At 52.9% G+C, this 26773-nt stretch carries 26 protein-coding genes and 1 pseudogene; 12 read left to right on the top strand and 15 right to left on the bottom strand.

The features are described from left to right. Window positions 1-251: 251 nt before the first annotated feature. Window positions 252-758, bottom strand: a complete 507-nt coding sequence (gene tpx, locus ACMGG3_RS07685) for a thiol peroxidase (protein WP_014170323.1) — start codon at window positions 756-758, stop codon at window positions 252-254. Between the two features lie 107 nt (window positions 759-865). Here tpx and ycjG point away from each other — a divergent pair, with 107 nt between their 5' ends. After that, on the top strand, window positions 866-1831 hold the full coding sequence (ycjG, locus tag ACMGG3_RS07680) for an L-Ala-D/L-Glu epimerase (RefSeq protein ID WP_032678269.1): 966 nt from the start codon (window positions 866-868) through the stop codon (window positions 1829-1831). On the opposite strand, the gene mpaA is transcribed toward ycjG, so the two are convergent. Continuing rightward, window positions 1822-2535 (bottom strand): murein tripeptide amidase MpaA, encoded by a 714-nt coding sequence (gene mpaA / locus ACMGG3_RS07675; RefSeq protein ID WP_020882474.1) that lies wholly within the window; start codon window positions 2533-2535, stop codon window positions 1822-1824. The genes ycjG and mpaA overlap by 10 nt on opposite strands. Window positions 2536-2720: 185 nt before the next feature. Between mpaA and ACMGG3_RS07670 the strand changes: the two genes are divergently transcribed. Next, on the top strand, window positions 2721-4337 hold the full coding sequence (locus ACMGG3_RS07670; RefSeq protein ID WP_032678268.1) for a peptide ABC transporter substrate-binding protein: 1617 nt from the start codon (window positions 2721-2723) through the stop codon (window positions 4335-4337). A 115-nt stretch (window positions 4338-4452) separates the two neighbouring features. Further along, window positions 4453-5211: a hypothetical protein gene (locus tag ACMGG3_RS07665; RefSeq protein ID WP_063156475.1), complete on the top strand. Its 759-nt coding sequence runs from the start codon at window positions 4453-4455 to the stop codon at window positions 5209-5211. Between the two features lie 69 nt (window positions 5212-5280). Here ACMGG3_RS07665 and ACMGG3_RS07660 read toward each other — a convergent pair whose 3' ends face one another. From ACMGG3_RS07660 to ACMGG3_RS07645, 4 genes are all read right to left on the bottom strand, one after another. Further along, window positions 5281-5844, bottom strand: a complete 564-nt coding sequence (locus tag ACMGG3_RS07660) for a DJ-1/PfpI family protein (RefSeq protein ID WP_025204027.1) — start codon at window positions 5842-5844, stop codon at window positions 5281-5283. 217 nt (window positions 5845-6061) lie between these two features. After that, window positions 6062-6202: an Ecr family regulatory small membrane protein gene (locus ACMGG3_RS07655; RefSeq protein ID WP_020882478.1), complete on the bottom strand. Its 141-nt coding sequence runs from the start codon at window positions 6200-6202 to the stop codon at window positions 6062-6064. A 73-nt stretch (window positions 6203-6275) separates the two neighbouring features. Next, on the bottom strand, window positions 6276-7508 hold the full coding sequence (locus tag ACMGG3_RS07650) for a sensor domain-containing diguanylate cyclase (RefSeq protein WP_014170316.1): 1233 nt from the start codon (window positions 7506-7508) through the stop codon (window positions 6276-6278). Window positions 7509-7600: 92 nt separating this feature from the next. Then, window positions 7601-9730 carry a putative bifunctional diguanylate cyclase/phosphodiesterase gene (locus ACMGG3_RS07645; RefSeq protein ID WP_311382616.1) on the bottom strand — a complete coding sequence of 710 codons (2130 nt, stop codon included), beginning with the start codon at window positions 9728-9730 and terminating at the stop codon, window positions 7601-7603. A gap of 457 nt (window positions 9731-10187) precedes the next feature. Here ACMGG3_RS07645 and ACMGG3_RS07640 point away from each other — a divergent pair, with 457 nt between their 5' ends. The 3 genes from ACMGG3_RS07640 to dbpA all read left to right on the top strand — a co-directional run bounded on the left by ACMGG3_RS07640 (window position 10188) and on the right by dbpA (window position 14381). Beyond that, the gene (locus ACMGG3_RS07640; protein ID WP_279256215.1) at window positions 10188-11339 is read left to right on the top strand and encodes a methyl-accepting chemotaxis protein; all 1152 of its coding nucleotides are present in this window, start codon (window positions 10188-10190) and stop codon (window positions 11337-11339) included. A gap of 200 nt (window positions 11340-11539) precedes the next feature. After that, entirely contained in the window at window positions 11540-12523 is a 984-nt protein-coding gene (gene zntB, locus ACMGG3_RS07635) for a zinc transporter ZntB (RefSeq protein WP_014170313.1), read from the top strand. 484 nt (window positions 12524-13007) lie between these two features. After that, window positions 13008-14381, top strand: a complete 1374-nt coding sequence (dbpA, locus tag ACMGG3_RS07630; protein WP_068794673.1) for an ATP-dependent RNA helicase DbpA — start codon at window positions 13008-13010, stop codon at window positions 14379-14381. 50 nt (window positions 14382-14431) lie between these two features. Here dbpA and ttcA read toward each other — a convergent pair whose 3' ends face one another. Continuing rightward, complete coding sequence (gene ttcA, locus ACMGG3_RS07625; protein WP_138013879.1) at window positions 14432-15367, bottom strand: tRNA 2-thiocytidine(32) synthetase TtcA; 936 nt, start codon at window positions 15365-15367, stop codon at window positions 14432-14434. A 141-nt stretch (window positions 15368-15508) separates the two neighbouring features. Beyond that, window positions 15509-15625, bottom strand: a pseudogene (locus ACMGG3_RS07620) (site-specific integrase); the annotation flags it as partial. Window positions 15626-15715: 90 nt separating this feature from the next. On the opposite strand from ACMGG3_RS07620, the gene ACMGG3_RS07615 reads away from it, so the two are divergent. The 5 genes from ACMGG3_RS07615 to ACMGG3_RS07595 all read left to right on the top strand — a co-directional run bounded on the left by ACMGG3_RS07615 (window position 15716) and on the right by ACMGG3_RS07595 (window position 17550). Beyond that, a complete protein-coding gene (locus tag ACMGG3_RS07615) occupies window positions 15716-16060 on the top strand; it encodes a DUF1294 domain-containing protein (RefSeq protein WP_020884005.1) in 345 nt (114 codons plus the stop codon). 144 nt (window positions 16061-16204) lie between these two features. After that, window positions 16205-16654 carry a hypothetical protein gene (locus ACMGG3_RS07610; RefSeq protein ID WP_020884006.1) on the top strand — a complete coding sequence of 150 codons (450 nt, stop codon included), beginning with the start codon at window positions 16205-16207 and terminating at the stop codon, window positions 16652-16654. Between the two features lie 134 nt (window positions 16655-16788). Next, window positions 16789-16986 carry a hypothetical protein gene (locus ACMGG3_RS07605; protein WP_014170281.1) on the top strand — a complete coding sequence of 66 codons (198 nt, stop codon included), beginning with the start codon at window positions 16789-16791 and terminating at the stop codon, window positions 16984-16986. A 3-nt stretch (window positions 16987-16989) separates the two neighbouring features. Then, a complete protein-coding gene (locus tag ACMGG3_RS07600) occupies window positions 16990-17403 on the top strand; it encodes a GFA family protein (RefSeq protein WP_394245671.1) in 414 nt (137 codons plus the stop codon). Between the two features lie 69 nt (window positions 17404-17472). Next, window positions 17473-17550 (top strand): hypothetical protein, encoded by a 78-nt coding sequence (locus tag ACMGG3_RS07595; protein ID WP_223263916.1) that lies wholly within the window; start codon window positions 17473-17475, stop codon window positions 17548-17550. Between the two features lie 58 nt (window positions 17551-17608). Here the strand turns inward: ACMGG3_RS07595 and ACMGG3_RS07590 are convergent, their stop codons facing one another. The 3 genes from ACMGG3_RS07590 to nifJ form a co-directional block, all read right to left on the bottom strand. After that, complete coding sequence (locus ACMGG3_RS07590; RefSeq protein WP_032678257.1) at window positions 17609-17815, bottom strand: hypothetical protein; 207 nt, start codon at window positions 17813-17815, stop codon at window positions 17609-17611. Window positions 17816-17958: 143 nt separating this feature from the next. Then, window positions 17959-19068, bottom strand: coding sequence for a porin OmpC (gene ompC, locus ACMGG3_RS07585; RefSeq protein WP_020884010.1), 1110 nt, complete (start codon window positions 19066-19068; stop codon window positions 17959-17961). A gap of 392 nt (window positions 19069-19460) precedes the next feature. Next, complete coding sequence (gene nifJ, locus ACMGG3_RS07580) at window positions 19461-22985, bottom strand: pyruvate:ferredoxin (flavodoxin) oxidoreductase (protein ID WP_410393771.1); 3525 nt, start codon at window positions 22983-22985, stop codon at window positions 19461-19463. A gap of 273 nt (window positions 22986-23258) precedes the next feature. Here nifJ and ACMGG3_RS07575 point away from each other — a divergent pair, with 273 nt between their 5' ends. After that, window positions 23259-23525, top strand: coding sequence for a DUF333 domain-containing protein (locus ACMGG3_RS07575; protein WP_014170276.1), 267 nt, complete (start codon window positions 23259-23261; stop codon window positions 23523-23525). On the opposite strand, the gene hslJ is transcribed toward ACMGG3_RS07575, so the two are convergent. From hslJ to ACMGG3_RS07555, 4 genes are all read right to left on the bottom strand, one after another. Further along, complete coding sequence (hslJ, locus tag ACMGG3_RS07570; protein ID WP_014170275.1) at window positions 23526-23963, bottom strand: heat shock protein HslJ; 438 nt, start codon at window positions 23961-23963, stop codon at window positions 23526-23528. Window positions 23964-24090: 127 nt separating this feature from the next. Next, complete coding sequence (locus tag ACMGG3_RS07565; RefSeq protein WP_014170274.1) at window positions 24091-24219, bottom strand: DUF2474 domain-containing protein; 129 nt, start codon at window positions 24217-24219, stop codon at window positions 24091-24093. Next, window positions 24219-25229, bottom strand: coding sequence for a cytochrome d ubiquinol oxidase subunit II (cydB, locus tag ACMGG3_RS07560; RefSeq protein ID WP_251884532.1), 1011 nt, complete (start codon window positions 25227-25229; stop codon window positions 24219-24221). The genes ACMGG3_RS07565 and cydB overlap by 1 nt, the downstream gene beginning before the upstream one ends. Then, window positions 25229-26629: a cytochrome ubiquinol oxidase subunit I gene (locus tag ACMGG3_RS07555; protein WP_219373054.1), complete on the bottom strand. Its 1401-nt coding sequence runs from the start codon at window positions 26627-26629 to the stop codon at window positions 25229-25231. Before ACMGG3_RS07555 ends, cydB begins: the two co-directional genes overlap by 1 nt. Window positions 26630-26773: the final 144 nt, after the last annotated feature.

Here is a 26773-nt window from a genome sequence, read left to right as displayed (position 1 = left end):
TCACTGGGGAAGAAAATATGAATATTTAAGGTCTAATATGAGAATAAGATCGCAATTAAGTTAACTTCAATACAATTAATTGCACAGTAAATGTGAACGGTGAAGGGTTTAGCTTTAACGATTCAGCTTAAAGGGAATAAAAAACCCCGCCAGTGCGAGGTTTGTCATGTGTCGTCTTCCAGAGCCTGCAAAGAGAAATAAACCCTGTTATTTCATTAGATTGCTAAGCTATATAGAATGCTAAGCATTCATTATGCTTTCAACACGTCCAGCGCGGCAGTGTAATCCGGCTCGGTGGTGATTTCGTTAACCAGTTCGCTGAACACGACGTTGTCATTTTCATCGATAACCAGTACAGCGCGCGCTGCCAGGCCTTTCAGTGGGCCTTCCGCGATGCTCACGCCGTAGTTTTCCAGGAAATCCGGGCTGCGCAGGGTGGAGAGGGTAATGACGTTGCTCAGACCTTCAGCACCGCAGAAACGGGACTGGGCGAACGGCAGGTCGGCAGAAATACACAGCACAACGGTGTTATCCATTTCCGTCGCCAGCTGGTTGAATTTGCGCACGGATGCAGCACAGACGCCGGTGTCGATGCTTGGGAAAATGTTCAGGACTTTGCGTTTGCCAGCAAACTGAGACAGTGTGACGTCAGACAGATCTTTAGCCACCAGAGTAAAAGCCTGTGCTTTGCTGCCAGCCTGTGGAATGGAACCTGCAACAGCAACCGGGTTGCCCTGGAAATGAACGAGTTGTGACATAGATATCTTCCTGTTTACATATAGTTAACGTCGGGGCTAGTGTATGCCATCAGCGGATAACACGGCAAACCAATTTTTTCGCCTTTCCGGGCCGCAAGGAGTCAGTGATGAGAAGCGTTAAGGTCTATGAAGAAGCCTGGCCATTGCATACCCCGTTTGTGATCTCCCGCGGCAGTCGAAGCGAAGCCAGTGTGGTCGTGGTGGAGATAGAAGAGGACGGCATTAAGGGCGTCGGCGAATGCACGCCGTACCCGCGCTATGGCGAAAGTCTGGCGTCGGTAATGGCACTTATCATGACGCTCGTTCCCGATCTGGAAAAAGGGCTCACCCGCGAGGCGTTACAGCAGCGTATACCCGCCGGCGCGGCACGTAATGCGATTGACTGCGCACTCTGGAGCCTGGAGGCTGCCAAACAGCAAACCTCGCTGACGACGCTGCTAGGCGTCACGTTGCCGACATCGGTTGTCACGGCGCAAACGGTGGTGATTGGCGAGCCTGAACACATGGCCGCCAGCGCAAAAGCACTCTTTGATGCCGGGGCGACGCTGTTAAAGGTGAAGCTTGACGATCGTCTGATCAGCGAGCGTATGGTCGCTATCCGCTCGGCAGTCCCGACAGCCACGTTAATTGTGGATGCGAATGAGTCATGGCATCCCGAAGGCCTTGCCGCACGATGTCAGCTGCTGGCCGACCTGGGCGTGGCCATGCTGGAACAGCCTCTGCCGGCACAGGATGATGCGGCGCTGAAGAATTTTATCCACCCGCTGCCCATCTGCGCGGATGAAAGCTGCCATACGCGCGATAGCCTGGTTGAACTGCAGGGCCGTTACGAGATGGTCAATATCAAACTCGACAAGACCGGCGGGCTAACAGAGGCGCTGGCGCTGGCAGAACAGGCGCAAGCTCAGGGGTTTTCAATCATGCTGGGATGCATGCTCTGTACATCCCGGGCGATCAACGCGGCGCTGCCGCTGGTAAATCATGTCAGTTTTGCCGATCTTGATGGCCCGACATGGCTGGCGGTTGACGTTTCACCGGCACTCACGTTTACCAGCGGCGTCCTTCATTTTTGAGGCTGCCAGCGCAGAAGCTCCACCATGGCCTTTAAATATTTTTCGCTGGCTTCGTCTGACGATATCGGCGGGAATTCCGCGGTGATGCAAGGTAATCCCAGGTCGGCACACCAGCTGCCGAATGAGCCAGGGGTTTCATAGCCCACGCTGGAGACAAGCGGCAGGGCGAAAGCATTCGCCAGCCATTCGCCCAGCTCGGTGTGCCGCGGATCTTCGATGCAGGCCAGCGGATCGTGAAAGGTGACAACCCAGGCCGGGTGGATCTTATGGATTAACTGGCACAGCGCCTGTGTTTCCGGCTCCGAGCCCGGCGTGTCGCCGGTCAGTAAGACAACGTCACGCTCTTCAGCGGAGCTGTTCCAGCGATAAACCGTTTCACCGGCGCGCCAGTTTGCTGCAGGGAAATTACGGTTTAAATCGATGCCCCGCGCATTGGCGCGTAACCCAAGCTGGCACCCATCCGGGTTGACGGCCAGAATCACGTGATGACGTCGTAAGCTGGGCGTCAACGTGCGCAGCGCGCACGAGAGCGTGACGACAGAAGAGTTCTCGTCGCCGTGCGTGCCGGCAATGATCAAACCGCTGTTGCGATCGGCATCGGGGGCCGGAAACCAAATCAGCGATGCGCCTAAAAATGAACGACCATACTGCTCTGCACCTGGCGGGAAGGCGCCGCGTTCCGCTCTGGGTCGGGTGATTGCCATAGGAAATCCTGATAAAGAAGTCTCTACTGGCAGTGTTGTGCAAAACTCGCGGTTAATCAAATAGTTTCCGTATGGCGGGAAAATTGCCGGATATCAACTTTCCGGAGGAAGGTATTTGCAATTCTCATTGTCGAAACAAATAATTACGCATCTGCTTATTACCTGAATTCATAAAAGGGGATCTTATGAAGCATCCTGTTTCGCGTCTCTGTACTGCACTGTTGCTGTGCGGACTCTCTTCACTCTCGTACGCCGCTGATGTGCCACAGGGCACGGTACTGGCGCAAAAACAGGAGCTGGCCAGACACATTAAAGATGAGCCGGCTTCCCTTGATCCGGCAAAAGCCGTGGGATTACCCGAGATACAGGTCATTCGCGACCTTTTTGAAGGACTGGTTAATCAGAATGAGAAAGGTGAACTGACCCCGGGCGTGGCGACGCGCTGGCAGAGTAATGATAACCGTATCTGGACCTTCTCCTTACGTGATAACGCGAAATGGTCTGACGGTTCGCCAGTTACCGCTCAGGATTTTGTCTATAGCTGGCAGCGTCTGGTTGATCCGAAAACCACGTCTCCGTTTGCCTGGTTTGCGGCGCTGGCGGGTATCCATAACGCACAGGCGATAATTGATGGTAAAGCCGCGCCAGATACGCTGGGCGTGACGGCCGTAGATGCAAAAACCTTACGTGTGCAGCTGGATAAACCGCTGCCGTGGTTTAGTAATCTGACGGCAAACTTTGCCTTCTATCCGGTGCAAAAGGCCAATGTGGAGAGCGGCAAAGAGTGGACGCGTCCGGGGGCTCTGGTCGGAAATGGCGCCTACGTTCTGAAAGATCGCGTGGTGAATGAAAAACTGGTTGTGGTGCCAAATACACACTACTGGGATAACGCCAAAACCGTCCTGCAAAAAGTGACGTTCATACCGATTAACCAGGAATCCTCGGCCACTAAACGCTATCTGGCGGATGATATTGATATCACCGAATCGTTCCCGAAAAACATGTATCAGAAGCTGCTCAAGGACATTCCGGGACAGGTGTATACACCGCCTCAGCTGGGCACCTATTACTATGCGTTTAATACGCAAAAAGGACCCACGGCCGATGCCCGTGTACGTCTCGCCCTGAGCATGACCATCGATCGCCGCATCATGGCGGACAAAGTGTTAGGAACCGGTGAGAAGCCCGCCTGGCATTTCACGCCAGACGTGACGGCAGGGTTTACGCCAGAAACCTCGCCGTTTGAGCAGATGTCACAGCAGGAACTTAATGCCCAGGCGAAAACGCTGCTTCAGGCCGCGGGCTATGGCCCTCAGCGCCCGCTGAAGCTGAACCTGTTGTACAACACGTCAGAAAACCATCAGAAAATCGCGATTGCGGTGGCCTCGATGTGGAAGAAAAACCTCGGCGTTGACGTCAAACTGCAAAACCAGGAGTGGAAAACCTACATCGATAGCCGTAATACCGGTAATTTCGATGTGATCCGCGCGTCATGGGTTGGGGATTACAATGAGCCATCGACCTTCCTGTCGTTATTGACCTCAACCCACAGCGGCAATATTTCGCGTTTCAACGATCCGGCGTACGATAAAATTATCCATCAGGCGACGCTCGAAAACACGGCGAAAGCCCGTAACGCAGACTACAACATGGCGGAGAAAATCCTCACGGAAAAAGCGCCAATCGCACCTATTTACCAGTACACCAACGGCCGCCTGATCAAACCATGGGTGAAAGGTTACCCCATTAATAACCCGGAAGACGTGGCTTATAGCCGGACGATGTATATTGAGAAACACTGACGAGCCGGGAACCGCCGGTCTTCGTTGTGAACGTTAAATTAAGAGCTGGCGCATTTGCGCCAGTTTTTCTTTATTGAACGAGGGATGTTTGTTCCGTGAGTCAAAGGGGAGGTAAATGATGACGGATGAAAAGAAAGAGAAAGCGTCTTTCCCGGCAGGGTTAGGGATTATGGATAAAATCTGGGAATGGCAATGGATTATCCGCTTCATCTATATTGTCCTTTTCGCCGATCTGGCGCTGCTGGTATACAGCGGGCAAGGAATATTAACCTGGCCTGTTCAGACACTTAACTGGACCGAACATCTGGGTTTTTTCTGCGTGGCGCTCGCCGCCTTAGGTTTGATTGCCACCACCGTGATGCCTTTTATAGCCAATATCGTCAGGCTATTACTCAATGAGCTTATCTACAGCAGTATCTTCCCGGATTTCTTGCGCGCGCAGAGTGATTATCAGAAGAGGTCGGGTGAAGTTCCTTCAGGCGAAGTACTTGATTTAGCGTTGAAGGAAAACAACCAGTTCCTGCTGAATTATTATGAAAAACATAATGCAAACTGGCGCACGAAATTTCATGAACGATTTAAAGTCGGGGATTTACTCTTTGGGATCCTGTTTTTCATGATGCTTGATGACCATCCGCAGTGGTTTAGCGACGCGCAGCATTCGCTGGTCATCGATCTGTTCAGCCACGGCGATGAAAGCGGAACCGTTCTGTTTTATACCGTACTTATTATCATCTTTAGTACGCTGATGAGTCTCTGGTTCGGTAAATGGGACTGGGGGAACATCTACTATCCGCCACTGTATCGTGAAAAAGAGGAAGCCCGCAGAAAAGCGCGTGAGCGGGAAGCGCAGTGGGAGCAGCAGGATCGCTAAATCGCCGGGCGACACATTATTCCCAGCAGATTGCTCCCGCCAGGCGCTGCTGGCGGGAGCAGGGCAACGTTATTCTAACAATGCACTGAATTTCGCCAGCCATTGCGGATGCGCAGGCCAGGCGGGGGCAGTGACAAGATTACCGTCTACGTGCGCCTGATCGATACCAATATTGGCATAGTGCCCACCGCCGAGGCGGACTTCAGGCGCACAGGCGGGATAGGCGCTACAGGTTCGTCCTTTTAATATGCCGGCAGCAGCGAGCAGTTGCGGTCCGTGGCAAACCGCAGCAATCGGTTTGCGCGCGGCGTCGAAGGCCTGCACCAGTTTCAGCACGTCATCATTTAGCCGGAGATATTCAGGGGCTCGTCCACCCGGGATTAGCAGCGCGTCATAATCCTGCTCTTTTACGGCGGAAAAATCGGCATTGAGGATAAAACGGTGGCCCGGCTTTTCACTGTAGGTCTGGGCACCGTCGAAATCATGGATCGCCGTCATGATGTAGTCGCCACGGGATTTGTCCGGGCAGACGGCGTCCACCTGATGGCCAATCATCTGTAAAGCCTGAAAGGGCACCATTGTTTCATAATCTTCGGCGTAATCGCCGACCAACATCAGGATTTTCTTGCTCATCATTTCTCACCTTTAGGTTTAACGATGTTTAAGATATAGCCTGGCACAGCTGAATTGCCGGAAATAAAAAAAGCCCGTCAGAGAACGGGCGAAATAAGCAAATGATTTAATGATTCGTTATCAACTTGTTGGAGGATAACGTTGCGTATTTTACGCACCTCTTACCGGTGCTGATACCTGACAAATTCGGTAGGTGAAACAAGGAATTAAACATGCGTCATAGCGCATCGAAGGTGGGGTAGATACTGTTCTCAAGGTATTCCACCAGAAACCAGATCTCACCGCTGAAAATAAACCAGAAGCCGAATATAATAACGAATAAAATAATTATGGTGAGTATTATTTCTGTTTTTCCCATTGCACATCTACCCACCTGTGGTCCATTTATTCGAGAGGGGCATTGTAACGGGGCTTACGGAGATACACCAGTTTCATGCCGCCAGGACTTTATTGCGCCCATCACTTTTGGCGCGATAAAGCGCATCGTCCACACGTTTAAACAGCTCATCCATACTCTCGCCCGGATTATGTCGCGCCACGCCAATGCTGACGGTGAAGCGAGGTAAACCCGGGATCGTGATGCGGGCGACCGCATCGCGCACAGTTTCGGCGATTTGCAGGGCGGTGTCGAGCGGGGTGCGCGGCAGCAGGATGACGAACTCCTCACCGCCCCAGCGGAAGACCAGGTCCTCTTTGCGGCTACAGGCTTCCAGCGTGCGCGAGAGCGAGATCAGTACCTCATCACCTTTCAGGTGGCCGAAGAGGTCGTTGATATTTTTGAAGTGATCGGTATCCACCAGCAGCAGGCTAAATTGCTGCTGCGCGGGAAGATGATGGGTATTGGCCTGGTCGGTGATGATATAGAACTGACGCCGGTTGAGCAGGCCCGTCATGGAATCACGCAGCGCCGCGTGTTCCAGCTCCTGCTCCAGCCTTTTTTGCTCGGTGATATCGTGGATAATGCACAACATCAATTTGTCACCGTAAATTTCAATCGGCCCGGCATAGGTCTGAACATGGCGGGTGGAGCCATCGGCCAGACGGTGGATAAAGTTGAGGGGCTTATGGCCGCCCGGCAACGCGGCAATTTCCGTCATTACGGGGATCACATCCCGCCCCAGGGTATTGATTTCCCAGGTATGTTTCCTGCACATTTCATCATGCGCATAACCGTAAAAAGTCAGCGCCGCCAGATTGGCATCCACAATCTGGCCATCCCGGGACGGATCGATAAGCAGCATTGGCGCGCTGTTGGTCAGGAAAAAGCGCGCGTAAAATCCCTGTTTTTTGCGCTGGTAGGTCGCGGAGCGGCTGGCCTTAAGCCCGGAGAGAACCTGCTGCGTCAGCCCTTCAAAAACAATAACATTCCCCTGGGGCACGAAATGGGCAAGCGAGAGACGGCAGCTCAGCGCGGTTTCATGTCCATCGCGCGAGATGGTCCAGATTTCGACGATCTCCTGCTCACTCTTCAGTTCAGGCACATACATCGACAGCACGTGATGCGCATTGGCGGAATAGGTACCTTTGCGTAGGTCATCCAGGGTTTTATCGCCCATGATCTGAGCGGCGGCCACATTTGCAAAAATGATCTGTTCTGAAGCAGGTGAAATGAGCCACACGGGGGTTTTAATTAAATTCAGCGCATCAAAACAATTTTGCGACATAGCGTATTCCTGTACATCGGCACAATGTGCCTGAGGATCATGACAGAATTAACGGGAGTGGACTCCTTTGAAACATACTCTACTTAACCCGGTCAGGCATGATTTTTTTGTGAAATATATGCGGGTTCCGCGTGAATTTTACCAATGGGTATAATTTGTTTGTCTGAGTTTTTTTGCAGCAGCAGCCAGGGAACCTGTTCGGCAGGTAAAGGACGGGAGAAAAGAAACCCCTGCAGGTAATCACAGCCGAGGTCCGTCAGCACCACCTGTTGTTCTTGCGTCTCGATCCCTTCCGCAACCACATTCATTTCCATGGTCCTGGCGATATTAATAATGGTTTCCACCAGCTTGCGGCTTTTTTCATTTACCAGCATCGAGTGCACAAAGCTTTTGTCGATTTTTAGCTCTTTAGCGGGCAGAACGCTCAACATCAACAGGTTGGAATAGCCGGTGCCAAAATCATCAATCGAGACGGTAATCCCGGCTTGATTGAACGCATTGAGTAATTCAATACTGCGGTCGAGATTTTTCAGTGCGGTACTTTCTGTCACCTCAAGGATAAGCCGGGAGGGCGACAGATTATATTTATGCAACATCGACGAAATGATGTGGAAGATATCCGGCTGTTCGAACTGGACGGGGGAGAGGTTAAAGGACAATGTCCACTGGCTGAAACCTTGTTCTGTCCAGAAATGAAGCTGACGGCATGCCGCTTCAATCGCCCAGTTCCCCACCGGGATGATCAGCCCCGTTTGTTCCAGCGACGGTAAAAACAGATTAGGCAGCAACACCCCTTGCTCAGGGTGCCGCCAGCGCAGAAGGGCTTCAAAACCGTGAATAGTGGTGTCTTTTGCATGCCAGGTCGGCTGATACCACAGTTCAAACTGATCGCGTTCCAGCGCCTGAGTTAACTCCTGCAGGAAGCCGGGGTTAGCCGGAATAGCCGTTGACATCTCGTTCCGGTAGACGGCCCAGCCGTTTCGTCCATCCTCTTTGACGCGATTCAGGGCCGCATCGGCTTTTAGCTTCAGCTCATGCAGCGTCTCGCCATCCTGCGGGTAGAGGCTGACACCCGCGCTGATTGTTGTGCTCAGCGTGTGCCCACAAAGTGAAAACGGGCGGCGCATATCCTCCAGCAATGTCGTGAGCAGCGGGTTGAGTTTATCGTCGTCACACTCGGGAACCAGCAGGATAAAGGCGTCGCCGCCAAGCCTGGCGAGTGTCATCTCGCGGGTAAGGCGGGCGGTAATGCGCTGCGCGAGAGAGATTAACAACTCATCCCCGGTGTTGTGGCCCCAGGTATCGTTGATGCGTTTGAAATGATCGACGTTGAGGAAAATCACGGCGAATGGCTTCTTGCTGAGCAATGCGCTGCGCAGGCAATCCTGCATCCGAATGTCCATCTGGTGGCGATTAGCGAGACCGGTGAGCGCATCAAACCGCGCCTGCAGTTCAAGCTGACGATTAAGCTGGCGTAGGTTGTCGGTCAGTCGGTTCGTCCGCCGGTGCGAGTCGATGAGCGAAATAATTAACATACCGCCGAGCAGGCACAGTGTGGTGACAGAAACCCAGACCGATAACCCCAACTCGCTGATACCGCCGGGCAGGGTATGCGTCATTTCCTGAAAATGGGCAGCACGCATGCCGGTGTAGTGCATCGCACAGATGGCGACACCCAGCACGCAGGCCGCGAGAATACGATTGATAAACACCCCTTTGCGCATATCCCGCAGGCGGAATGCCAGCCACAGCGCCGCGCCGGAGGCCATAACGGCAATCAACACGGACACGGCAACAATGCGTCGATCCCAGAGAATATGGCTGTCCAGCATCAGTGCGGCCATACCGATAAAGTGCATACAGACCACGCCAGCGCTCAGGAGCACCGTGGCAACGATCAATCGAAAAGGGGAAAGGGTTTTACCCGTTACGGCAATATTGATGGCGACCGTGGATGCAACCACCGCCACGCCCAGTGAGGCGAGGGTTAACCAGAGGTTATAGCTCATTATCATCGGCATTTGCATCGACAGCATGCCGATGAAGTGCATTGACCAGATCCCGATCCCAAGCGTGACGCCTCCGGCGATACGCCAGAACATCGCCGTTTTACGGCTGGAAAGCGGGATTTTTCCGGCGCTGTCCAGGGCCACAAATGAGGCGATAAAGGCCACCAGATACGAGAGGGCTATTAACACAGGGTCCCACGATATATTGAGCATTATGCAATCCCACGCCAAAGAGGGTTACCGATTTCGCCTGCCGGGCACGTCTTTAACTGGCAACGTACGTGCGCATTCAAATAATATGAGTTAGGTATCGTGAAAAACGACCGGTCATATTAAAATGTTAAGGCTGGCGGTGAATATAAAATATATTCTTACCGGCACTTATTAAGCATTGCTAAACAAAGGCGAATAATTGCAGCAAAGCCCCTTAAATATGAGCGCGGCCATATTGTCTCATCGCAGGCGATGGTATCGCTTAAAGTGGCAGGAAACCAGTATCACAGGATGCTGCATATAACATTTTCACTAATACCCTGTTTTTATCTGACTTAAGTTAAATCTTAGGTGGCTAACGGCGAAAGGTGAAACCAGCGTTGTTCATCAGGACAAACAACAACACGAATGCTATAAATCTTAATGCCGACCTAAATATAAAATCGTGGATATAATCATGCTAAGAAATATTAGTGTCAGAACCTTCATTGCCGGGTTCCTTTTATGTCTTTTCCTGGTTGATGCAGGTGTCGTTGTTCTATTTTCCAGCAAATCCTCTCTCTTTATTTCACTTAATATCATCAATTTCGTTGCGCTATTTTTGCTCTGGGGCTACATGACTAAGTATCTTGTGACGCCGATCAATACGGTGAAAAAAAGTATTGAAGAAGTGACTGCAGGCAATCTTGGCGTGACTATCCCTGAATTTGGCAATAACTGTGCAGGGCGTTTAATCCCCGGGATTAACAGCCTCTCCAGCAACATCGCGACCCTGGTACGCGAGATCAGGGTCTCGTCGCAAACCGCCATGACCTTGTCCGATCAACTCTCCGCGCGTAGCGCGCAGCTTTCGGTGAAAACAGAGCAGCAGTCTGCATCGCTGGTGCAAACGGCTGCCAGCATGGAGCAGATGGCAGCAAGTACCCGAAATAATGCCGATAACACCCGACTGGCCAGCGAGCAGGCAAACAGGGCAACACTGCAGGCGCGCAAAGGTGGCGAGTTGATGGGGCAGGTGGCCACTAATATGCAATCCATTACCGAATGTGCACAGCAAATGACGGAGATTATCTCGATGATCGACGGCATTGCCTTCCAGACGAATATCCTGGCGCTAAACGCGGCCGTTGAGGCGGCCAGAGCCGGCGACCACGGAAAAGGGTTTTCGGTGGTGGCAGAAGAGGTGCGAAACCTGGCCCACCGCAGTGCGGATGCCGCCAAAAACATCAAAACGCTGATTGAAGTGACCAGCAATAACGTCACTCAGGGCGTGACCGTTGTGTCCGAGGCTGAAAAGAATATGCAAGAAATTGTGACCGGCTCCGGCAATGTCAGTCAGTTGATGGATGACATTTTCACCTCGACGTCAGAGCAGGAGAAAGGCATTTCCCAGATTACGCTGGCCTTATCTGAGCTGGAACGGGTCACGCAAAGTAACGTTACGATGGCAGAAGAACTCAACGGATCCTCTGATGTACTGCGTAATCAGGTAAGTGAACTGCAGGCGCGGACGCGTAACTTCCGGCTCGAAAAGGGGTATCAGGCTGAATCCACGCCTTCTCATGCTGGCCCGCTGTCATTCCACTCGCGTCCCGGTCACTCCCTCTGATGCACGAAAAGAGCCTGGTCAACCGGGCTCTTTTATCCGGACTTCTCGCCGCTGAATGACCCTCCCGTGCGGTCTGAAAAGGCTCCTGGCGGAATACGGTTATTTCCTGAGCGAATTCAGCGCGATGCGAAACATAGTTGTTGCTTAACCCCTGATGAAAGCTAGACTGACAACGAAAGAGCTGAAAAGGGGGAGGCGCGGTGGAGAGTATAAAAGGATCAGAACTAAACGTTCCTGATGCAGTTTTTGCCTGGGTGCTGGATGGTCGTGGCGGTGCCCGACCGCTGGAAGACAACGATGTCATTGATAATGAGCATCCCTGCTGGCTACACCTTAACTATACCCATCCGGACAGTGCCGACTGGCTGGCCACGACGCCGCTCCTGCCGAACAACGTGCGTGATGCGCTGGCGGGTGAAAGCCTGCGGCCACGTGTGAGCAGAATGGGGGACGGCACGCTCATCACTTTGCGTTGCATTAACGGCAGCACCGATGAACGTCCTGACCAGCTGGTCGCGATGCGTGTTTATATGGACGATGGTCTGATTGTCTCCACCCGTCAGCGTAAAGTTCTGGCGCTGGATGATATCGTGAACGATCTGAAAGAGGGCACCGGACCGACCGATTGCGGAAGCTGGCTGGTGGACGTCTGCGACGCGCTGACTGACCATGCGAGTGAGTTTATCGAAGAGCTGCACGATAAAATCATCGACCTCGAAGATAACCTGCTCGATCAGCAGATCCCGCCGCGCGGTTTTCTGGCGCTCCTGCGTAAGCAGTTAATTGTTATGCGCCGCTATATGACGCCACAGCGGGACGTATACGCGCGTCTGTCCAGCGAAAGGCTCAACTGGATGAATGACGATCAGCGACGCCGAATGCAGGATATTGCCGACAGGCTGGGCCGCGGACTTGATGAAATCGATTCCTGTATTGCCCGCACGGGCGTCATGGCGGATGAAATCGCGCAGGTGATGCAGGAGTCGCTGGCAAGAAGAACCTATACGATGTCGCTGATGGCAATGGTCTTTCTGCCGAGCACATTCCTGACGGGATTGTTTGGCGTGAACCTGGGCGGAATTCCCGGCGGCGCGGCCCATTATGGCTTTACCGCATTTTGCGTCATGTTAGTTGTTTTGATCGGTGGTGTTGCATGGTGGTTGCATCGTAGTAAATGGCTGTAAATTTACACTTTTTTCAGCTTTTACGGAGATCAAAACGCTCTTTTAATTGAGCGAAGTCAATAAACAATGACCCCGTAAGGTGCAATATTACTCCCGCAGGTGAATGCAACGTCAAGCGATGGGCGTTGCGCTCCATATTGTCTTACTTCCTTTTTTGAATTACTGCATAGCACAATTGATTCGTACGACGCCGACTTAACTAGTCGGCTTTTTTTTGCCTCCTGTTCCCCAGCGACTACCCTAAAAGGGACGTCAGTAAAACCTGGAGGGAATGATGAGCATCTTACTCGCTCTGCAACTGCAGTATTCACGTCAGTCCGATCCGATCCCCACCGATCCGACACCGATGCCCGATCCTGTTCCGCGTCCGCAACCCATGCCTGACCCGCCGCCCGATGAAGAACCGATTAAATTGTCGCATCGAACCCCGAGATCTGCGAGGATACGCGCCATCTGACCGCAAAGATGACCACGAGAGACTATTGTGACCGCTTTTTCAACCCTGAATGTACTGCCCGCCGCCCAACTCGATAACCTCAACGAGTTGGGATACCTCACCATGACGCCTGTTCAGGCGGCCGCATTGCCCGCCATTCTTGAGGGGCGTGATGTACGCGTTCAGGCTAAAACAGGGAGCGGAAAAACGGCGGCTTTCGGTCTGGGTCTGCTACAGCATATTGATGCTGCGCTGTTTCAGACGCAGTCTCTGGTGCTGTGCCCAACCCGCGAACTGGCGGACCAGGTCGCGGGCGAGCTGCGTCGTCTGGCGCGATTCCTGCCTAACACCAAGATTTTAACCCTCTGTGGCGGACAACCGTTTGGTGCGCAGCGTGATTCGCTTCAGCATCCACCTCACATCATTGTGGCGACGCCTGGCCGACTGCTCGACCACCTGCAAAAAGGTACGGTCTCGCTGGATGCATTACACACGCTGGTCATGGATGAGGCAGACCGGATGCTGGATATGGGCTTCAGCGATGCTATCGATGAAGTGATCCGTTTCGCGCCTGCAGACCGTCAGACGCTGTTATTTTCGGCGACCTGGCCTGAAGCGATCGCCGCAATCAGTGGCCGCGTGCAGAAAAATCCGCTCACCATCGAAATTGACAGTGTTGATGCGCTGCCTGCTATCGAGCAGCAGTTTTATGAAACGTCCCAGCACGGAAAAATCGCGCTCCTGCAGAAGGTGCTCAGTCAGCATCAGCCCGCTTCCTGCGTGGTGTTCTGTAACACCAAAAAAGATTGTCAGGCGGTCTGTGACGCCCTGAACGCCGCAGGGCAGAGCGCGTTATCGTTGCATGGCGATCTGGAACAGCGCGATCGCGATCAGACGCTGGTCCGTTTCGCCAATGGCAGCGCCCGCGTGCTGGTTGCCACCGATGTGGCGGCGCGCGGTCTGGATATTAAATCGCTTGAGCTGGTCGTGAACTACGAGCTTGCATGGGATCCTGAAGTACACGTTCACCGTATCGGCCGTACTGCGCGTGCCGGAAACAGCGGTCTGGCCATCAGCTTCTGCGCACCGGAAGAGGCGCAGCGCGCCAATATTCTGTCTGAAATGCTGCAGATTAAGCTTAACTGGGTGAATGCACCGGGCAACGTCAGTCTCGTTCCGCTGGAGGCAGAAATGGCAACGCTGTGTATTGATGGCGGTAAAAAAGCCAAGATGCGTCCGGGTGATGTGCTCGGTGCGCTGACCGGAGACGTGGGGCTGGATGGGGTGGATATCGGCAAGATTGCGGTACATCCTGCACATGTTTATGTTGCTGTTCGCCAGTCGGTTGCCCATAAGGCCTGGAAACAGCTGCAGAACGGGAAAATCAAGGGTAAAACCTGTCGCGTTCGTCTGCTGAAATAAGGTTTAAACGCGTCTCAGACGGTGGTCTGAGACGCGTTTGCATTATTCCACTATTTCACTTCCACGACATTCAGGCGCAGTTCTTCAAACTGATTGTCATCTTCTTCTGGCTGCCAGCCAGCAGGTTTCACGGGGATCTCTTCCCGGTCAAACGCCAGATCGCCGCCATTCACCACTTCCGACTCATGGTTGATACCTTTGAAATCGAAAAGCTCAACGTCCGCGAGGTGAGAAGGCACCACGTTCTGCATCGCGCTGAACATGGTTTCGATACGGCCCGGGTAGCGTTTGTCCCAGTCACGCAGCATGTCACCAATCACCTGACGCTGCAGGTTCGGCTGAGAGCCGCACAGGTTACATGGAATGATCGGGAACCCTTTGGCCTGAGAGAACCGCTCGATATCTTTCTCGCGGCAGTAGGCAAGCGGGCGGATCACAATGTGTTTGCCGTCATCGCTCATCAGTTTTGGCGGCATGCCTTTCATCTTGCCGCCATAGAACATATTCAGGAACAGCGTCTGCAGGATATCGTCGCGGTGATGGCCGAGTGCGATTTTGGTTGCACCCAGTTCTGTCGCGGTACGGTACAGGATGCCGCGGCGAAGACGAGAGCAGAGTGAGCAGGTGGTTTTGCCTTCCGGGATCTTCTCTTTCACAATCCCGTAGGTATTTTCTTCTACGATTTTGTACTCAACGCCCAGTTTTTCGAGGTATTCCGGCAGAATGTGCTCCGGGAAACCAGGCTGCTTTTGATCGAGGTTAACCGCCACCAGGGAAAACTTCACCGGCGCGCTTTGCTGAAGATTACGCAGGATCTCCAGCATGGTGTAACTGTCTTTACCACCTGACAGGCAGACCATAATGCGGTCGCCTTCTTCAATCATATTGAAGTCTGCAATGGCTTCACCAACGTTACGGCGCAGACGCTTTTGCAGTTTGTTCAGGTTGTATTGCTCTTTCTTATTAATTTCTTGATTTTGTTGCATTTAATCTGTACTCAAATTTCAAATGGGGCACCAGTGGGGCAAACGGTTTAGAGGGGCAGCTTCTTTCCGCATTGCCCTCTCTTTGCTGTTCATCTCTTCACTCTATGAAGCTTAGATTTCAAACACCCTCTGCGCATTTTAGTGCCCCATCTGACTGGCAATAAAAGACGGGTCAGCGCCTGCGGTTAACCACCAGCATGCGAAAGTGTGCCGTGTATGGTACGGATTGTTGCGCCGAATGCCAGCACGTTTTACAGGATTTTGAATTGTGGACGGCAGCAACCTTGCTTTGTGATATCGCGTATAATGCGGCTTCGACATACTCTGAACATTCCAGTGGCTTGTGCTATGACCCTCAATCGCTTTTGTTATTTGCTTCTGTTGATCGCCGCAATCGGAAGTCTATTCACCTCGCATCCGTTCATCCTGTGGCTCCTGCTTATCAACGTACTGACGTTAGCGATGTATGGCGCCGACAAAATGGCGGCGCGAAGGGCCATGCGCAGAGTGCCGGAAGCCACACTGCTGGTATTTGGCCTTATCGGCGGATGGCCCGGGGCGATTATAGGTCAGCAACTGTTTCGCCATAAAACGCAAAAGCAGCCCTTCAAAACCTACTTCATTGTCAGTGTCATCGTCAGTATTTCAGCGATGGTGGCGGTGTACCAACTCTTTCCTGTTTTAACGTACTGAGCGTGTACAAACGGAATGCAATAACGCGCTGACCACGGTAGATAACTAAAAACGACTGCCAATAGTAGTAGGAATATTCTTAAGGTGTTGCTGTTTTTTGCACGATCTGAATAATGTGTGCAACGACACGGATGACAACATCTCATGAAAATTCAAACTATTACACTGGCAATGCTGGTGGTCGTTTCTGCGCCTTCGAGGTCAGCTTTTCAGGAGCGGGAATATAATACCTGGTATATAAAAAATGCTGTTCTTTACGATATGACCCAGACCTCAGACGGTTTCCCGGTCATGTTGAGCATCTCTCAGCCTGAGCGGAAATCAGCAAATTTGCTGGTCTCCTATATCACCGAAGGGCGCTGTGGCGGGACCCGACAAGAACTTAACGTGAATGGCAAAGTGCTTCCGGCCACGTATTATTGTGTTCAGGTCGGGCAGAACCGGATAGAGCATTTTTCGGTGAAAGATGCACAGAGCGTTAACGGCATGGTTAACCATCTGAAATCGGATTTTACCTTACTTCTTCAAAACGACATCAAGGTCTGGGCCGCGAACATTAATGCGCCCAAATACGGCCTCGCGCCGCGATTCTGACACGTACACCTCGACCTCATCGTCTGTTAGCGGAGGGGTTACGCCCTGTATCACAGCATAAATAGCATCCGTGACAACGCCACGTTTTACCACAATCCTGCTACGCTTTTTGTGTTGTACAAGGGAGCACAAACATGAAGAACAAAGATGAACAAACGGGATTAGTGGGACTGGCAATTGGTGCCGCCGTTATCGGTCTTGTTTCAGCACAGCAACCCATCCATCGCGACAGTATTGTGAGTGAACTGGTCAGACTCGGCAGACAGAAAGGCGATGGCGTTGAAGATGAGGTTTTCGTTAAGGCTGCCGAGCTCGTGAGAAAGGGGGTGTAACCGATGGTTGATATTCGTCATGCACAGTGCCATTGTGGCGCGGTGACGTTTACCGTTGAACTCTCAGACGGATTAAATACCGCCCGGCGCTGCAGTTGCTCTTTTTGCCGGATGCGGGGCGCCGTGGTGGTCTCGGCACCGCTGTCGGGCATTACCGTAACGAAAGGGGCGGATAAGCTCACGGAATATCGTTTTAACACAGGAACAGCCCGCCATTTCTTCTGCTCGGTCTGCGGGATTTATACCTTCCATCAGCGGCGTTCAAATCCCAACGAATACGGCGTGAATGTGGCCTGTTTTGAAAATGTGACCCCCTTTGATTTTGCCGAAGTGGCGGTGATGGACGGCGTTAATCATCCCGCGGATGGCGACAGCGGGGTTTTCGGCTACCTCTCTTTTCGTCAAAAAGAAGCATAACTGCCGCCTGGCCAGATTTTAACAATGCGGCCTATAGTGGGGAGTGGGTATCCGAAACAGGAGAGAAATATGCTGTATGTTGAGAAAGACGATCCGCGTGAGGCGCCTGAGTCAGGTGATAAAAAGCCTCAGCCGGTCAAAAAATAGTCCGTTGATACGTTTCCCGCCACCGGCCCTGCTGGTGGCGTATTGTTTGGGGGAAACCTTAACTGCCATCCAGATGGTTCAACAGCGCGCCGAGATGCCCAACGACACCACCAAAATCAAAAATTAACGCCATCCATATAATCGCCAGAAGGGTAAGTACGGCAACTGATACACGACCAAACAATGCAGTTATCCTTAATGAAGCAAAGTCTATAAGGTGAGTGTACACGGGTTTCTTTAAACTTACCCTTAACGACATAGTCATAAATTTTCCTTTTGAGATGATTCACACATTCACTGAGCCGACAGGCGCGAAGAGGGGGAAATATGATGGGAGAGAAGAGGAGGGCTGGCTTCAGGCGTCGCAACGAAAATAACGAGCCCGCATCACGATGCGGGCTCTTGGGATCAGAACTGGTAAACCAGACCTAATGCAACGACATCATCCGTGCTAATGCCGTTATTTTTGTAGAAACTGTCATCTTCATCCAACAGGTTGATTTTATAATCAACGTAGGTGGACATGTTTTTGTTGAAGTAGTAGGTTGCGCCTACGTCAGCATATTTAACCAGATCCTGATCGCCCTGACCGTTGGCCAGGTCTTTACCTTTAGACTGCAGATAAGAAATTGCCGGGCGCAGGCCGAAGTCGAACTGATATTGCGCGGTCACTTCAATGTTTTGCGTTTTATTGGCCACGGCATCCGTATTATCGCCATAAGGGGTCATATTGCGGGTTTCAGAATACATTGCCGCCAGATAAATATTGTTGGCGTCATATTTCAGGCCTGCAGTCCAGGCATCCGCTTTATCGCCACCGGCAGTGGTATTCATCACCTGCTCGTTGGTACGGTCAGAAGAGGTATAGGCAGCACCCGCGCTGATACCCATGCCAAAGTCATAGGTGGTGGAGATACCGAAGCCGTCACCGTTCTCATGGCGCGTGTCGCGACCATTGTTGGTGCCTTCCTGGTTGTTGCTGGCATCTTCGTTTTTACCCTGATACTGCAGGGCAAAGTTCAGACCCTGTACCAGACCATAGAAGTCAGTGTTACGGTAGGTTGCGACCCCGTTGGCACGGCCAGTCATAAAGTTGTCTGCATTGGTGTAAGAGTCACCACCGAATTCAGGCAACATATCGGTCCAGCCTTCCACGTCGTACAGAACGCCATAGTTACGACCGTAATCGAAGGAGCCATAGTCACCGACTTTAACACCGGCGAAGGCCAGACGCGTCCATGACTGGTTATTAGACCCTTCAGTGTTATTGGCCTGGATGTTGTATTCCCACTGGGCGTAACCGGTCATCATGTTGTTGATCTGGGTTTCACCCTTGAAGCCCAGACGCATGTAAGTTTGATCGCCATCTTTAGAGGCATCGTCGGAGAAGTAATGCAGACCATCTACTTTTCCGTACAGATCTAATTTGTTGCCGTCTTTATTATAAATTTCTGCAGCATGCGCAGCGCCAGCCATTAACAGCGCTGGAATCATCAGGGCCAGTACTTTTCTTTGCATTTTGGAATTCCTTTGCAGTTGTTTTTATTTAATTACGTATTGAACTTTCCGCACGAGAAAGCTGTCTCATGCTAAATCACTCCTGACCAAGAATAATAAAATATAATTGTTACGAGTTAAGTTAATTCTTAACCGGATTATGCGGCGGAAATAGTCATTGGTTTTATGAATGATTTAAAGCTAATCATATTAAATAAAAATTATTAATTGCCCATTAAATCAGATAACCTCAGCGGCGTTATATGCCTTTAAGATTTTTCATCCATAATTTATGTGAATGTCATTTAGTGATTTAACGTGATATTCATTAATTATCTGGACTCGCCCGGTGTGAATACATCGGGCTTTTTTTATGGCAAAAAAATGCCCGGACGAGCCGGGCAGAAGGAGCGTCAGTCGCGGGTGGGTTTTTCCGCTTTTCCGGCCATTTGCGCCAGGAAATCATACCGTTTTTGCAGATCGGCGGCGGCATCTTTCCACAACTGCTCGGCCACCTCTGGTTGTTGCGCGTTGAGGCGACGGAAGCGCTGTTCCTGCATTAACGTTTCGGCCAGCGCATCGGAAGGCGGGCGTGAATCCAGCGCCAGAGGCAATTTACCTTCATCGGCGCGGCGCGGGTCGAACCGGTAGAGCGGCCAGAAACCGGTTGCGGTCAGCTGGCGCATCTGATCGTGGCTGAGTGCCAGGTCGTAGCCATGCTCTTCACACGGGCTGTAGGCAATGATCAGCGACGGACCCGGGTAGGCTTCCGCTTCCTGAATTGCTTTCACCGTCTGGTTCAGCTGCGCGCCCAGCGAGATTTGCGCGACATACACGTGGCCGTACATCATCATGCTGACGCCGAGATCTTTACGCGCCTTGCGCTTGCCGTGTTCACCAAACTTAGTTACTGCGCCAAGCGGAGTAGCTTTTGACGCCTGGCCACCGGTGTTGGAATAGCACTGTGTATCCAGAACCAGGATGTTGACGTTTTCGGTAAGGCTTAACACGTGATCCAGCCCACCAAAGCCGATGTCATACGCCCAGCCGTCACCGCCAATCAGCCAGATTGATTTTTCCACCAGCGCGTCAGCGTCGGTCAACAGCTGCCCGGCACCTTCCACGCCCTGCAGAGCATTGCGCAGTTCCGCAACCTGCTCACGACGACGTTCTGGCGTTGCATCGGCGTGCAACGCCTCATTCAGCTCCGCCGGGATGTGGCCGGCAAACTGTTCCAGTAACCGCATCACGCGTGCGCGGTGCTGGTCAACGGTCAGACGGAAGCCCAGACCAAACTCGGCGTTATCCTCAAACAACGAGTTCGCCCATGCCGGACCGCGGCCATGGGCGTCGGTGGTGTACGGCGTGGAAGGCAGATTACCGCCATAGATTGATGAACAGCCCGTGGCGTTAGCGATCAACATTCTGTCGCCGTACAGTTGCGTGAGCAGCTTGATATACGGCGTTTCACCGCAGCCGGAGCAGGCGCCTGAATACTCGAACAGCGGAGTAATGAGCTGCGAGGTACGAATATCAATACGCTCCAGCGTGCTGCGGTCGATCTCCGGCAGGTTCAGGAAGAAGTCATAATTTACCTTCTCTTCTTCGACATGCTCGAGGCGCGACATCATATTGATGGCTTTGATGTCCGGATCCTGACGATCTTTCGCCGGACAGACCTCAACGCACAGATTACATCCGGTGCAGTCTTCCGGAGCGACCTGCAGAACATACTTCTGTCCGCGCATATCACGGGATTTCACATCAAGTGAATGCAGGCTGGCCGGGGCGTCTTCCATCGCTTCCGGGGAGACCACTTTGGCACGAATGGCCGAGTGCGGGCAGGCTGCTACGCAGTGGTTGCACTGGGTACACAGCTCCTCTTTCCAGATGGGGATTTCTTCGGCGATGTTGCGTTTTTCCCAGCGCGTGGTGCCCATCGGCCAGGTGCCATCCGGCGGCAGCGCGGAGACGGGAAGGGCATCACCCAGCCCGGCCAGCATGGCTGCCGTCACGGTTTTCACGAAATCCGGTGCCGCGTCAGAAACCACCGGTGGACGGTTCGGGCTGGATGGATCAACCGCTTGCAGCGGTACTTCAAATAAAGACTCGCGCGCCAGCGCCAGCGCCTGCCAGTTACGCTCGACCAGCTCCTGACCTTTACTGCTGTAGCTTTTGGCAATCGCCCCCTGCAGTTCCATTAGCGCGCTGTCTCCCGGCAGGATCTGCGTCAGGTGGAAGAAGGCCATTTGCATCACGGTGTTGATTCGCGCGGCAAGGCCACACTCGCGGGCAATTTTTGCAGCGTTAATGACGTAGAAGCGGGCTTTTTTCTGGTTCAGCACCGCCTGCACTTCCTGCGGCAGCCGCGACCAGACTTCATCCACGCTGTATGGCGTATTGAGCAGGAAAATACCGCCCGGTTTCAGGCGCTCTGCCATCTGGTACTTATCGATGAACTGCAGCTGGTGACAGCCCACAAAATCAGCCTGCGAGATAAGGTACGCCGAGCGGATAGGGTGCTCGCTGACACGCAGGTGGGAAACGGTCAGCCCGCCTGCTTTTTTGGAGTCGTAGACAAAATACCCCTGGGCATACCACGACGTGGAGTTCCCGATAATCTTAATGTTGTTCTTGGTCGCGGAGACGCTACCGTCGCTGCCCAGTCCATAAAACAGCGCCTCAAGTTTTGCGGTGGAAGGCAGCGTGTTTTCCGGCAGGGGCAGAGAGAGGTTGGTCACGTCATCATAAATACCGACGGTAAAGCGCGGTTTTGGTTTAGCCTCGCTCAGCTCATTAAACACCGCCAGCACACAGTCCGGGCCAAACTCTTTGGAGGACAACCCATAGCGACCCCCGATCACGCGGGGCAGTGTTTCGCGCTCACCGCAATTAAACGCTTCAGCCAGCGCGGACATGACGTCCAGATACAGAGGTTCTGCGTGGGCGCCAGGCTCTTTAGTGCGATCGAGCACCGCCACGGTGCGCGCGCTTTCCGGCAGGGCGGAGAGCAAATGTCGCGCGGAAAACGGTCGGTAGAGCCGCACTTTGAGCACGCCGATTTTTTCACCACGGGTCAGCAGTTCATCCACCACCTCTTCACAGGTGCCAATGGCTGACCCCATGAGCACAATGACCCGTTCCGCCTGCGGATGGCCGTAGTATTCAAACGGTTTGTATTGCCGTCCGGTTGCCGCGGCAAAATCATCCATCGCCTTCTCAACGTGATCATAAACGGCGTTGTACCACGGGTTCGTTGCTTCCCGGGACTGGAAATAGGTATCCGGGTTGGCCGATGTCCCGCGGATCACGGGGTGTTCCGGGTTCAGCGCACGGGCGCGATGTGCGTCGATTTCCGCCTGCGGCAGAAGATTGAGGAGGGTGTCGTCAGTCAGCGGAACAATTTTATTGATTTCGTGAGAGGTACGAAAACCATCAAAGAAATGAATAAAGGGCACGCGACTCTTCAGCGTCGCCATGTGCGAAATTAACGCGAAGTCCTGTGCTTCCTGAACGCTGCTGGCGCACAGCATGGCGCAACCGGTCTGGCGAACGGCCATCACGTCTGAGTGATCGCCAAAGATGGAGAGGGCGTGTGTCGCAACGGTTCGTGCGGCAACGTGAAGCACAAACGGGGTAAGTTGTCCTGCCAGTTTATAGAGCGTCGGGATCATCAACAATAATCCCTGCGACGAGGTGAATGACGTCGACAAAGCACCGGTCTGCAGCGCCCCGTGTACGGTCGCGATAGCGCCAGCCTCAGACTGCATTTCCACGACTCTTGGGACATCGCCCCAGACGTTTTTCAGTCCGTTTCCCGCCCAGGCATCGGCCTGCTCGGCCATCGTAGAACTTGGCGTAATTGGGTAGATGGCGATAACTTCACTGGTGCGAAACGCGACGGACGCGACTGCACCATTACCGTCAATAGTTTGCATAGGACAACACCCTTACATTGCGCAAAAAAAGGAGCCCGAAAAAAACACAACGGGCTTTGAATATTATTCCCTTAGTTTAGCAAAGGTCGGATTTTACGATTTTCGCTTTTGTGTCCTCGGTATTCTCGACATCAATGAGTAGATCAATCTTTTGGCGAAAAAATTGCGAGAAATTGTTTCAGGAGCGCATAAATACGCACTTTCGCTCTCGACGACACGGCATGTGATGCCTATTATGCATAGGTTTCGCATTATTAATGGGGGAGAGAGAGCATGCGTTCAGCATTTTGGGTCGGGTGTGCCGCGTTATTATTATCGGCATGCAGCAGTGAACCTGTTCAGCAGGCAACGGCGGCACACGTAACGCCGGGGATGAAAGCGGCGATGTCCAGCTCCGGACAAGCCAACTGCGCGATGATTGGCGGCTCGCTGTCTGTTGCCCGCCAGCTTGACGGCTCAGCTATCGGGATGTGCGCATTGCCAAACGGCAAACGCTGCAGTGAACAGTCGCTTGCCGTAGGATCCTGCGGAAACTACTGATTACTCCGCACGCTTAAACATCAGCGTTTTATCGGCTGTCGCCAGCGTTAACTGGTCTTCAGTCAGGTCGACCTGCGCCCCTTTGCGCAGCATGTCGCCAATGGCCTGATCCAGTTCGTTTAACTGTGGTTCGGTACAGAGCTTGCGCGTCATGGCGAGCGTTTTGACCTTGAGCTCACCTTCGGACAATTTCCCCTGTCCGTTAAACGTGTTACACATCACGCCGGAAACGCTAATGTTATTAACCAGACTGATATCAGACAGGGCTTTGAAGCTGATCTCTGGTTGCGTTGTCGTGGCCTTAACGGCTTTCCCGTCCACATTCTCCAGCACAAAACGGTGGCTCTTAAGTTGGTCCGGCTGAACGGAGGCTTTACCAGGATTAACGCACCCGGTGAGGACAAGACTGATAACACTTAACGCAATGAGCTTTTTCATTTTTCTTCTCAGACGATAGATACTGTGAATCTTTTTTTCAGTGTAACGATACTCTGCCGTGCGTTAATGGGGTTTATCTGAAAGTGCGGGCGGGTACCGGGCAACGTTGTCGTTGCCCGCAATACGATCAGTGCGATTTAAACCCTGCGGCCGTCATTAACATGCGAAAGAGCATACTGACCGCCGCCAGTGCCAGTACGCTGCCGCCCCAGATAATGGCCAGCCACATGACTCTTTTCCAGAAAGGTTGTTGCATCAGTGATAACCCTCTCCATGCTGTACTTTTCCGCGAAACACGTAGTAACTCCAGAAGGTGTAGACCAGAATCACGGGAATGATCAACAACGCGCCCACCAGCATAAAGCCCTGGCTTTGTGTCGGAGCCGCCGCCTGCCAGAGCGTGATTGACGGGGGAATAATGTGCGGCCAGATGCTGATCCCAAGTCCGCTAAAGCCGAGAAAAATCAGCCCTAACGTCAGGATAAACGGCAGATGATGGCTGTCGGGATTATTCAGGCAACGCCACTGACACAGGCTCAGGATCACCACCAGCACCGGCACGGGCAGCAGGAAGAAGAGATTCGGCAGGGTAAACCAGCGCGCGGCGATGGCCGGCTGCGCCAGTGGGGTCCAGAGGCTGATTACTGCAATGAATACCAGAAGCAGGATCAGGAGCGTTCTGGATACCCGTCGCATTCGCTGTTGCAGCGCGTTTTCGCTTTTCATCACCAGCCATGTCGAGCCTAACAGCGCGTAGGCCACCACCAGACCTGCGCCGCAGAACAGGTTAAAAACGGTCAACCAGTCGAACGGTCCGCCACTGTAGGCACGCCCGGTGACGCTAAAGCCGTTAATCACCGCGCCCACCGTCATGCCCTGGGTAAAGGTCGCCAGGATCGAACCGCCGATAAACGCTTTATCCCAGAAAGGGCGGTGTGCCGGCGTGGCTTTAAAACGAAACTCAAATGCCACGCCCCGGAAAATAAGTCCGATCAGCATTAACGTCAGCGGAATAGTGAGGGCATCAATAATGACCGCATAGGCCAGCGGAAACGCGCCAAACAGCGCTGCACCGCCGAGCACCAGCCAGGTTTCATTGCCGTCCCAGACCGGCGCAACGCTGTTCACCATCACATCGCGATCGTCGGCATCAGGCGTAGCCGGGAACAGGATACCTATCCCCAGATCAAAACCATCCATCACGATATACATCAGCGTGGCAAAGACGATGATAACAAACCAGATAATGGAAAGATCGATACCCATTATGGTTGCTCCTTATGTTCAGTAGTAACGGCAGAAAGCGGGCGTGCGGGACGTCCATCGGACTCGGTGGCAAACGATTCATGAGGCTGAGGTCCTTTTTTAATCAGGCGGACCATATAGCTGTAACCCACGCCAAATACGGAGGTGTAGACGACGAAGAAGGCCAGCAGACTCACGCTCATATGCAAGTCACCATGCGCAGAAACCGCATCCTTTGTTCGCTGAAGCCCGTAGACGACCCACGGCTGGCGGCCCACTTCGGTAGTGACCCATCCGGCCAGGATGGCAATCAGCCCGGTGGGTCCCATCAGGAGGGCAAACCACAGGAAGGGACGCGAAGCGTACACGCGCTTTTTATAACGTAACCAGAGCGCCGTTACCCCAAGCAACAGCATCAGCATGCCTAAGCCCGCCATAATGCGGAATGACCAGAAGACGATGGTGGAATTTGGCCGGTCTTCCTTTGGAAATTCTTTCAGTGCCGGAACCTGTTTGTCGAGGCTGTGCGTCAGAATAAGGCTGCCAAGCGCCGGGATCTCCAGCCCAAAGCGGGTGCGCTCCTGTTCCATATCCGGCCAGCCAAACAGCAGCAGCGGGGTGGGTTCACCCGTTGGGTTCTCCCAGTGGCCTTCAATGGCTGCTATTTTAGCGGGCTGATGCTTCAGGGTGTTCAACCCGTGCATATCACCCACCATCGCCTGAAGGGGAGCCACAATCAGGGTCATCCACAGCGCCATGGAAAACATCGCGCGGATGGCGGGGGTGTTGTTTCCGCGCAGCAAATGCCAGGCTGCGGATGCGCCGACAAACAGGGCGCTACTCAGGAAGGCCGCTATCGACATATGCAGCAGGCGATACGGGAAGGAGGGGTTAAACACCACGGCAAACCAGTCTACCGGCACCACCTGTCCGTTGACGATTTCAAAGCCCTGTGGTGTCTGCATCCAGCTGTTTGATGAGAGGATCCAGAAGGTTGAGATAACGGTCCCCAGCGCCACCATGCAGGTTGCAAAGAAATGCAGACCCGGCCCGACTTTATTCCAGCCGAACAGCATAACGCCGAGGAATCCTGCCTCGAGGAAGAAGGCAGTAAGCACTTCGTAGGTCAGGAGCGGGCCGGTAATACTGCCGGCAAATTGTGAAAACCCACTCCAGTTGGTCCCAAACTGGTAGGCCATGACCAGCCCGGAGACCACGCCCATACCGAAGTTAACGGCAAAAATCTTCGACCAGAAATGGTACAGCGAACGCCAGACCGGGTTTTTGGTTTTCAGCCACAGGCCTTCTAGCACAGCGAGATAACTCGCCAGACCGATGGTGATTGCCGGGAAAATAATGTGGAAGGATACGGTAAAGGCAAACTGTATCCGTGCAAGATGAAAAGCATCTAAACCAAACATGCACAACCTCAATGTCAAACGGTGTGCTGTTATGGTATAGGGGCGAAATAACGAGTATCAGACGCAGAAAAGCGAAATTTACCTATAACAGTTCATGAAAACATCACGCTTTGCACATCTGATATAGCTTGCGTGAAAGAATAA

The organism is Enterobacter sp. BNK-18 (genome assembly GCF_047456135.1).
In the GTDB taxonomy this organism is placed as follows: domain Bacteria; phylum Pseudomonadota; class Gammaproteobacteria; order Enterobacterales; family Enterobacteriaceae; genus Enterobacter; species Enterobacter ludwigii.
Note: the sequence above shows the minus strand (reverse complement) of the source record. Positions and strands in the feature narration are given on the sequence as shown.

What these genes read in the sequence shown, in the direction of transcription:
- ACMGG3_RS07555 (WP_219373054.1), bottom strand. Translation starts at nt 26,629, where the DNA reads ATGTTTGGTTTAGATGCTTTTCATCTTGCACGGATACAGTTTGCCTTT.
- ACMGG3_RS07670 (WP_032678268.1), top strand. Translation starts at nt 2,721, where the DNA reads ATGAAGCATCCTGTTTCGCGTCTCTGTACTGCACTGTTGCTGTGCGGA.
- hslJ (WP_014170275.1), bottom strand. Translation starts at nt 23,963, where the DNA reads ATGAAAAAGCTCATTGCGTTAAGTGTTATCAGTCTTGTCCTCACCGGG.
- ACMGG3_RS07575 (WP_014170276.1), top strand. Translation starts at nt 23,259, where the DNA reads ATGCGTTCAGCATTTTGGGTCGGGTGTGCCGCGTTATTATTATCGGCA.
- ACMGG3_RS07655 (WP_020882478.1), bottom strand. Translation starts at nt 6,202, where the DNA reads ATGGGAAAAACAGAAATAATACTCACCATAATTATTTTATTCGTTATT.
- ACMGG3_RS07600 (WP_394245671.1), top strand. Translation starts at nt 16,990, where the DNA reads ATGGTTGATATTCGTCATGCACAGTGCCATTGTGGCGCGGTGACGTTT.
- ACMGG3_RS07565 (WP_014170274.1), bottom strand. Translation starts at nt 24,219, where the DNA reads ATGCAACAACCTTTCTGGAAAAGAGTCATGTGGCTGGCCATTATCTGG.
- nifJ (WP_410393771.1), bottom strand. Translation starts at nt 22,985, where the DNA reads ATGCAAACTATTGACGGTAATGGTGCAGTCGCGTCCGTCGCGTTTCGC.
- ompC (WP_020884010.1), bottom strand. Translation starts at nt 19,068, where the DNA reads ATGCAAAGAAAAGTACTGGCCCTGATGATTCCAGCGCTGTTAATGGCT.
- ACMGG3_RS07640 (WP_279256215.1), top strand. Translation starts at nt 10,188, where the DNA reads ATGCTAAGAAATATTAGTGTCAGAACCTTCATTGCCGGGTTCCTTTTA.
- cydB (WP_251884532.1), bottom strand. Translation starts at nt 25,229, where the DNA reads ATGGGTATCGATCTTTCCATTATCTGGTTTGTTATCATCGTCTTTGCC.
- ACMGG3_RS07595 (WP_223263916.1), top strand. Translation starts at nt 17,473, where the DNA reads ATGCTGTATGTTGAGAAAGACGATCCGCGTGAGGCGCCTGAGTCAGGT.
- tpx (WP_014170323.1), bottom strand. Translation starts at nt 758, where the DNA reads ATGTCACAACTCGTTCATTTCCAGGGCAACCCGGTTGCTGTTGCAGGT.
- ACMGG3_RS07605 (WP_014170281.1), top strand. Translation starts at nt 16,789, where the DNA reads ATGAAGAACAAAGATGAACAAACGGGATTAGTGGGACTGGCAATTGGT.
- ACMGG3_RS07615 (WP_020884005.1), top strand. Translation starts at nt 15,716, where the DNA reads ATGACCCTCAATCGCTTTTGTTATTTGCTTCTGTTGATCGCCGCAATC.
- ACMGG3_RS07650 (WP_014170316.1), bottom strand. Translation starts at nt 7,508, where the DNA reads ATGTCGCAAAATTGTTTTGATGCGCTGAATTTAATTAAAACCCCCGTG.
- mpaA (WP_020882474.1), bottom strand. Translation starts at nt 2,535, where the DNA reads ATGGCAATCACCCGACCCAGAGCGGAACGCGGCGCCTTCCCGCCAGGT.
- ycjG (WP_032678269.1), top strand. Translation starts at nt 866, where the DNA reads ATGAGAAGCGTTAAGGTCTATGAAGAAGCCTGGCCATTGCATACCCCG.
- ACMGG3_RS07610 (WP_020884006.1), top strand. Translation starts at nt 16,205, where the DNA reads ATGAAAATTCAAACTATTACACTGGCAATGCTGGTGGTCGTTTCTGCG.
- ACMGG3_RS07665 (WP_063156475.1), top strand. Translation starts at nt 4,453, where the DNA reads ATGATGACGGATGAAAAGAAAGAGAAAGCGTCTTTCCCGGCAGGGTTA.
- ttcA (WP_138013879.1), bottom strand. Translation starts at nt 15,367, where the DNA reads ATGCAACAAAATCAAGAAATTAATAAGAAAGAGCAATACAACCTGAAC.
- ACMGG3_RS07645 (WP_311382616.1), bottom strand. Translation starts at nt 9,730, where the DNA reads ATGCTCAATATATCGTGGGACCCTGTGTTAATAGCCCTCTCGTATCTG.
- ACMGG3_RS07660 (WP_025204027.1), bottom strand. Translation starts at nt 5,844, where the DNA reads ATGAGCAAGAAAATCCTGATGTTGGTCGGCGATTACGCCGAAGATTAT.
- ACMGG3_RS07590 (WP_032678257.1), bottom strand. Translation starts at nt 17,815, where the DNA reads ATGACTATGTCGTTAAGGGTAAGTTTAAAGAAACCCGTGTACACTCAC.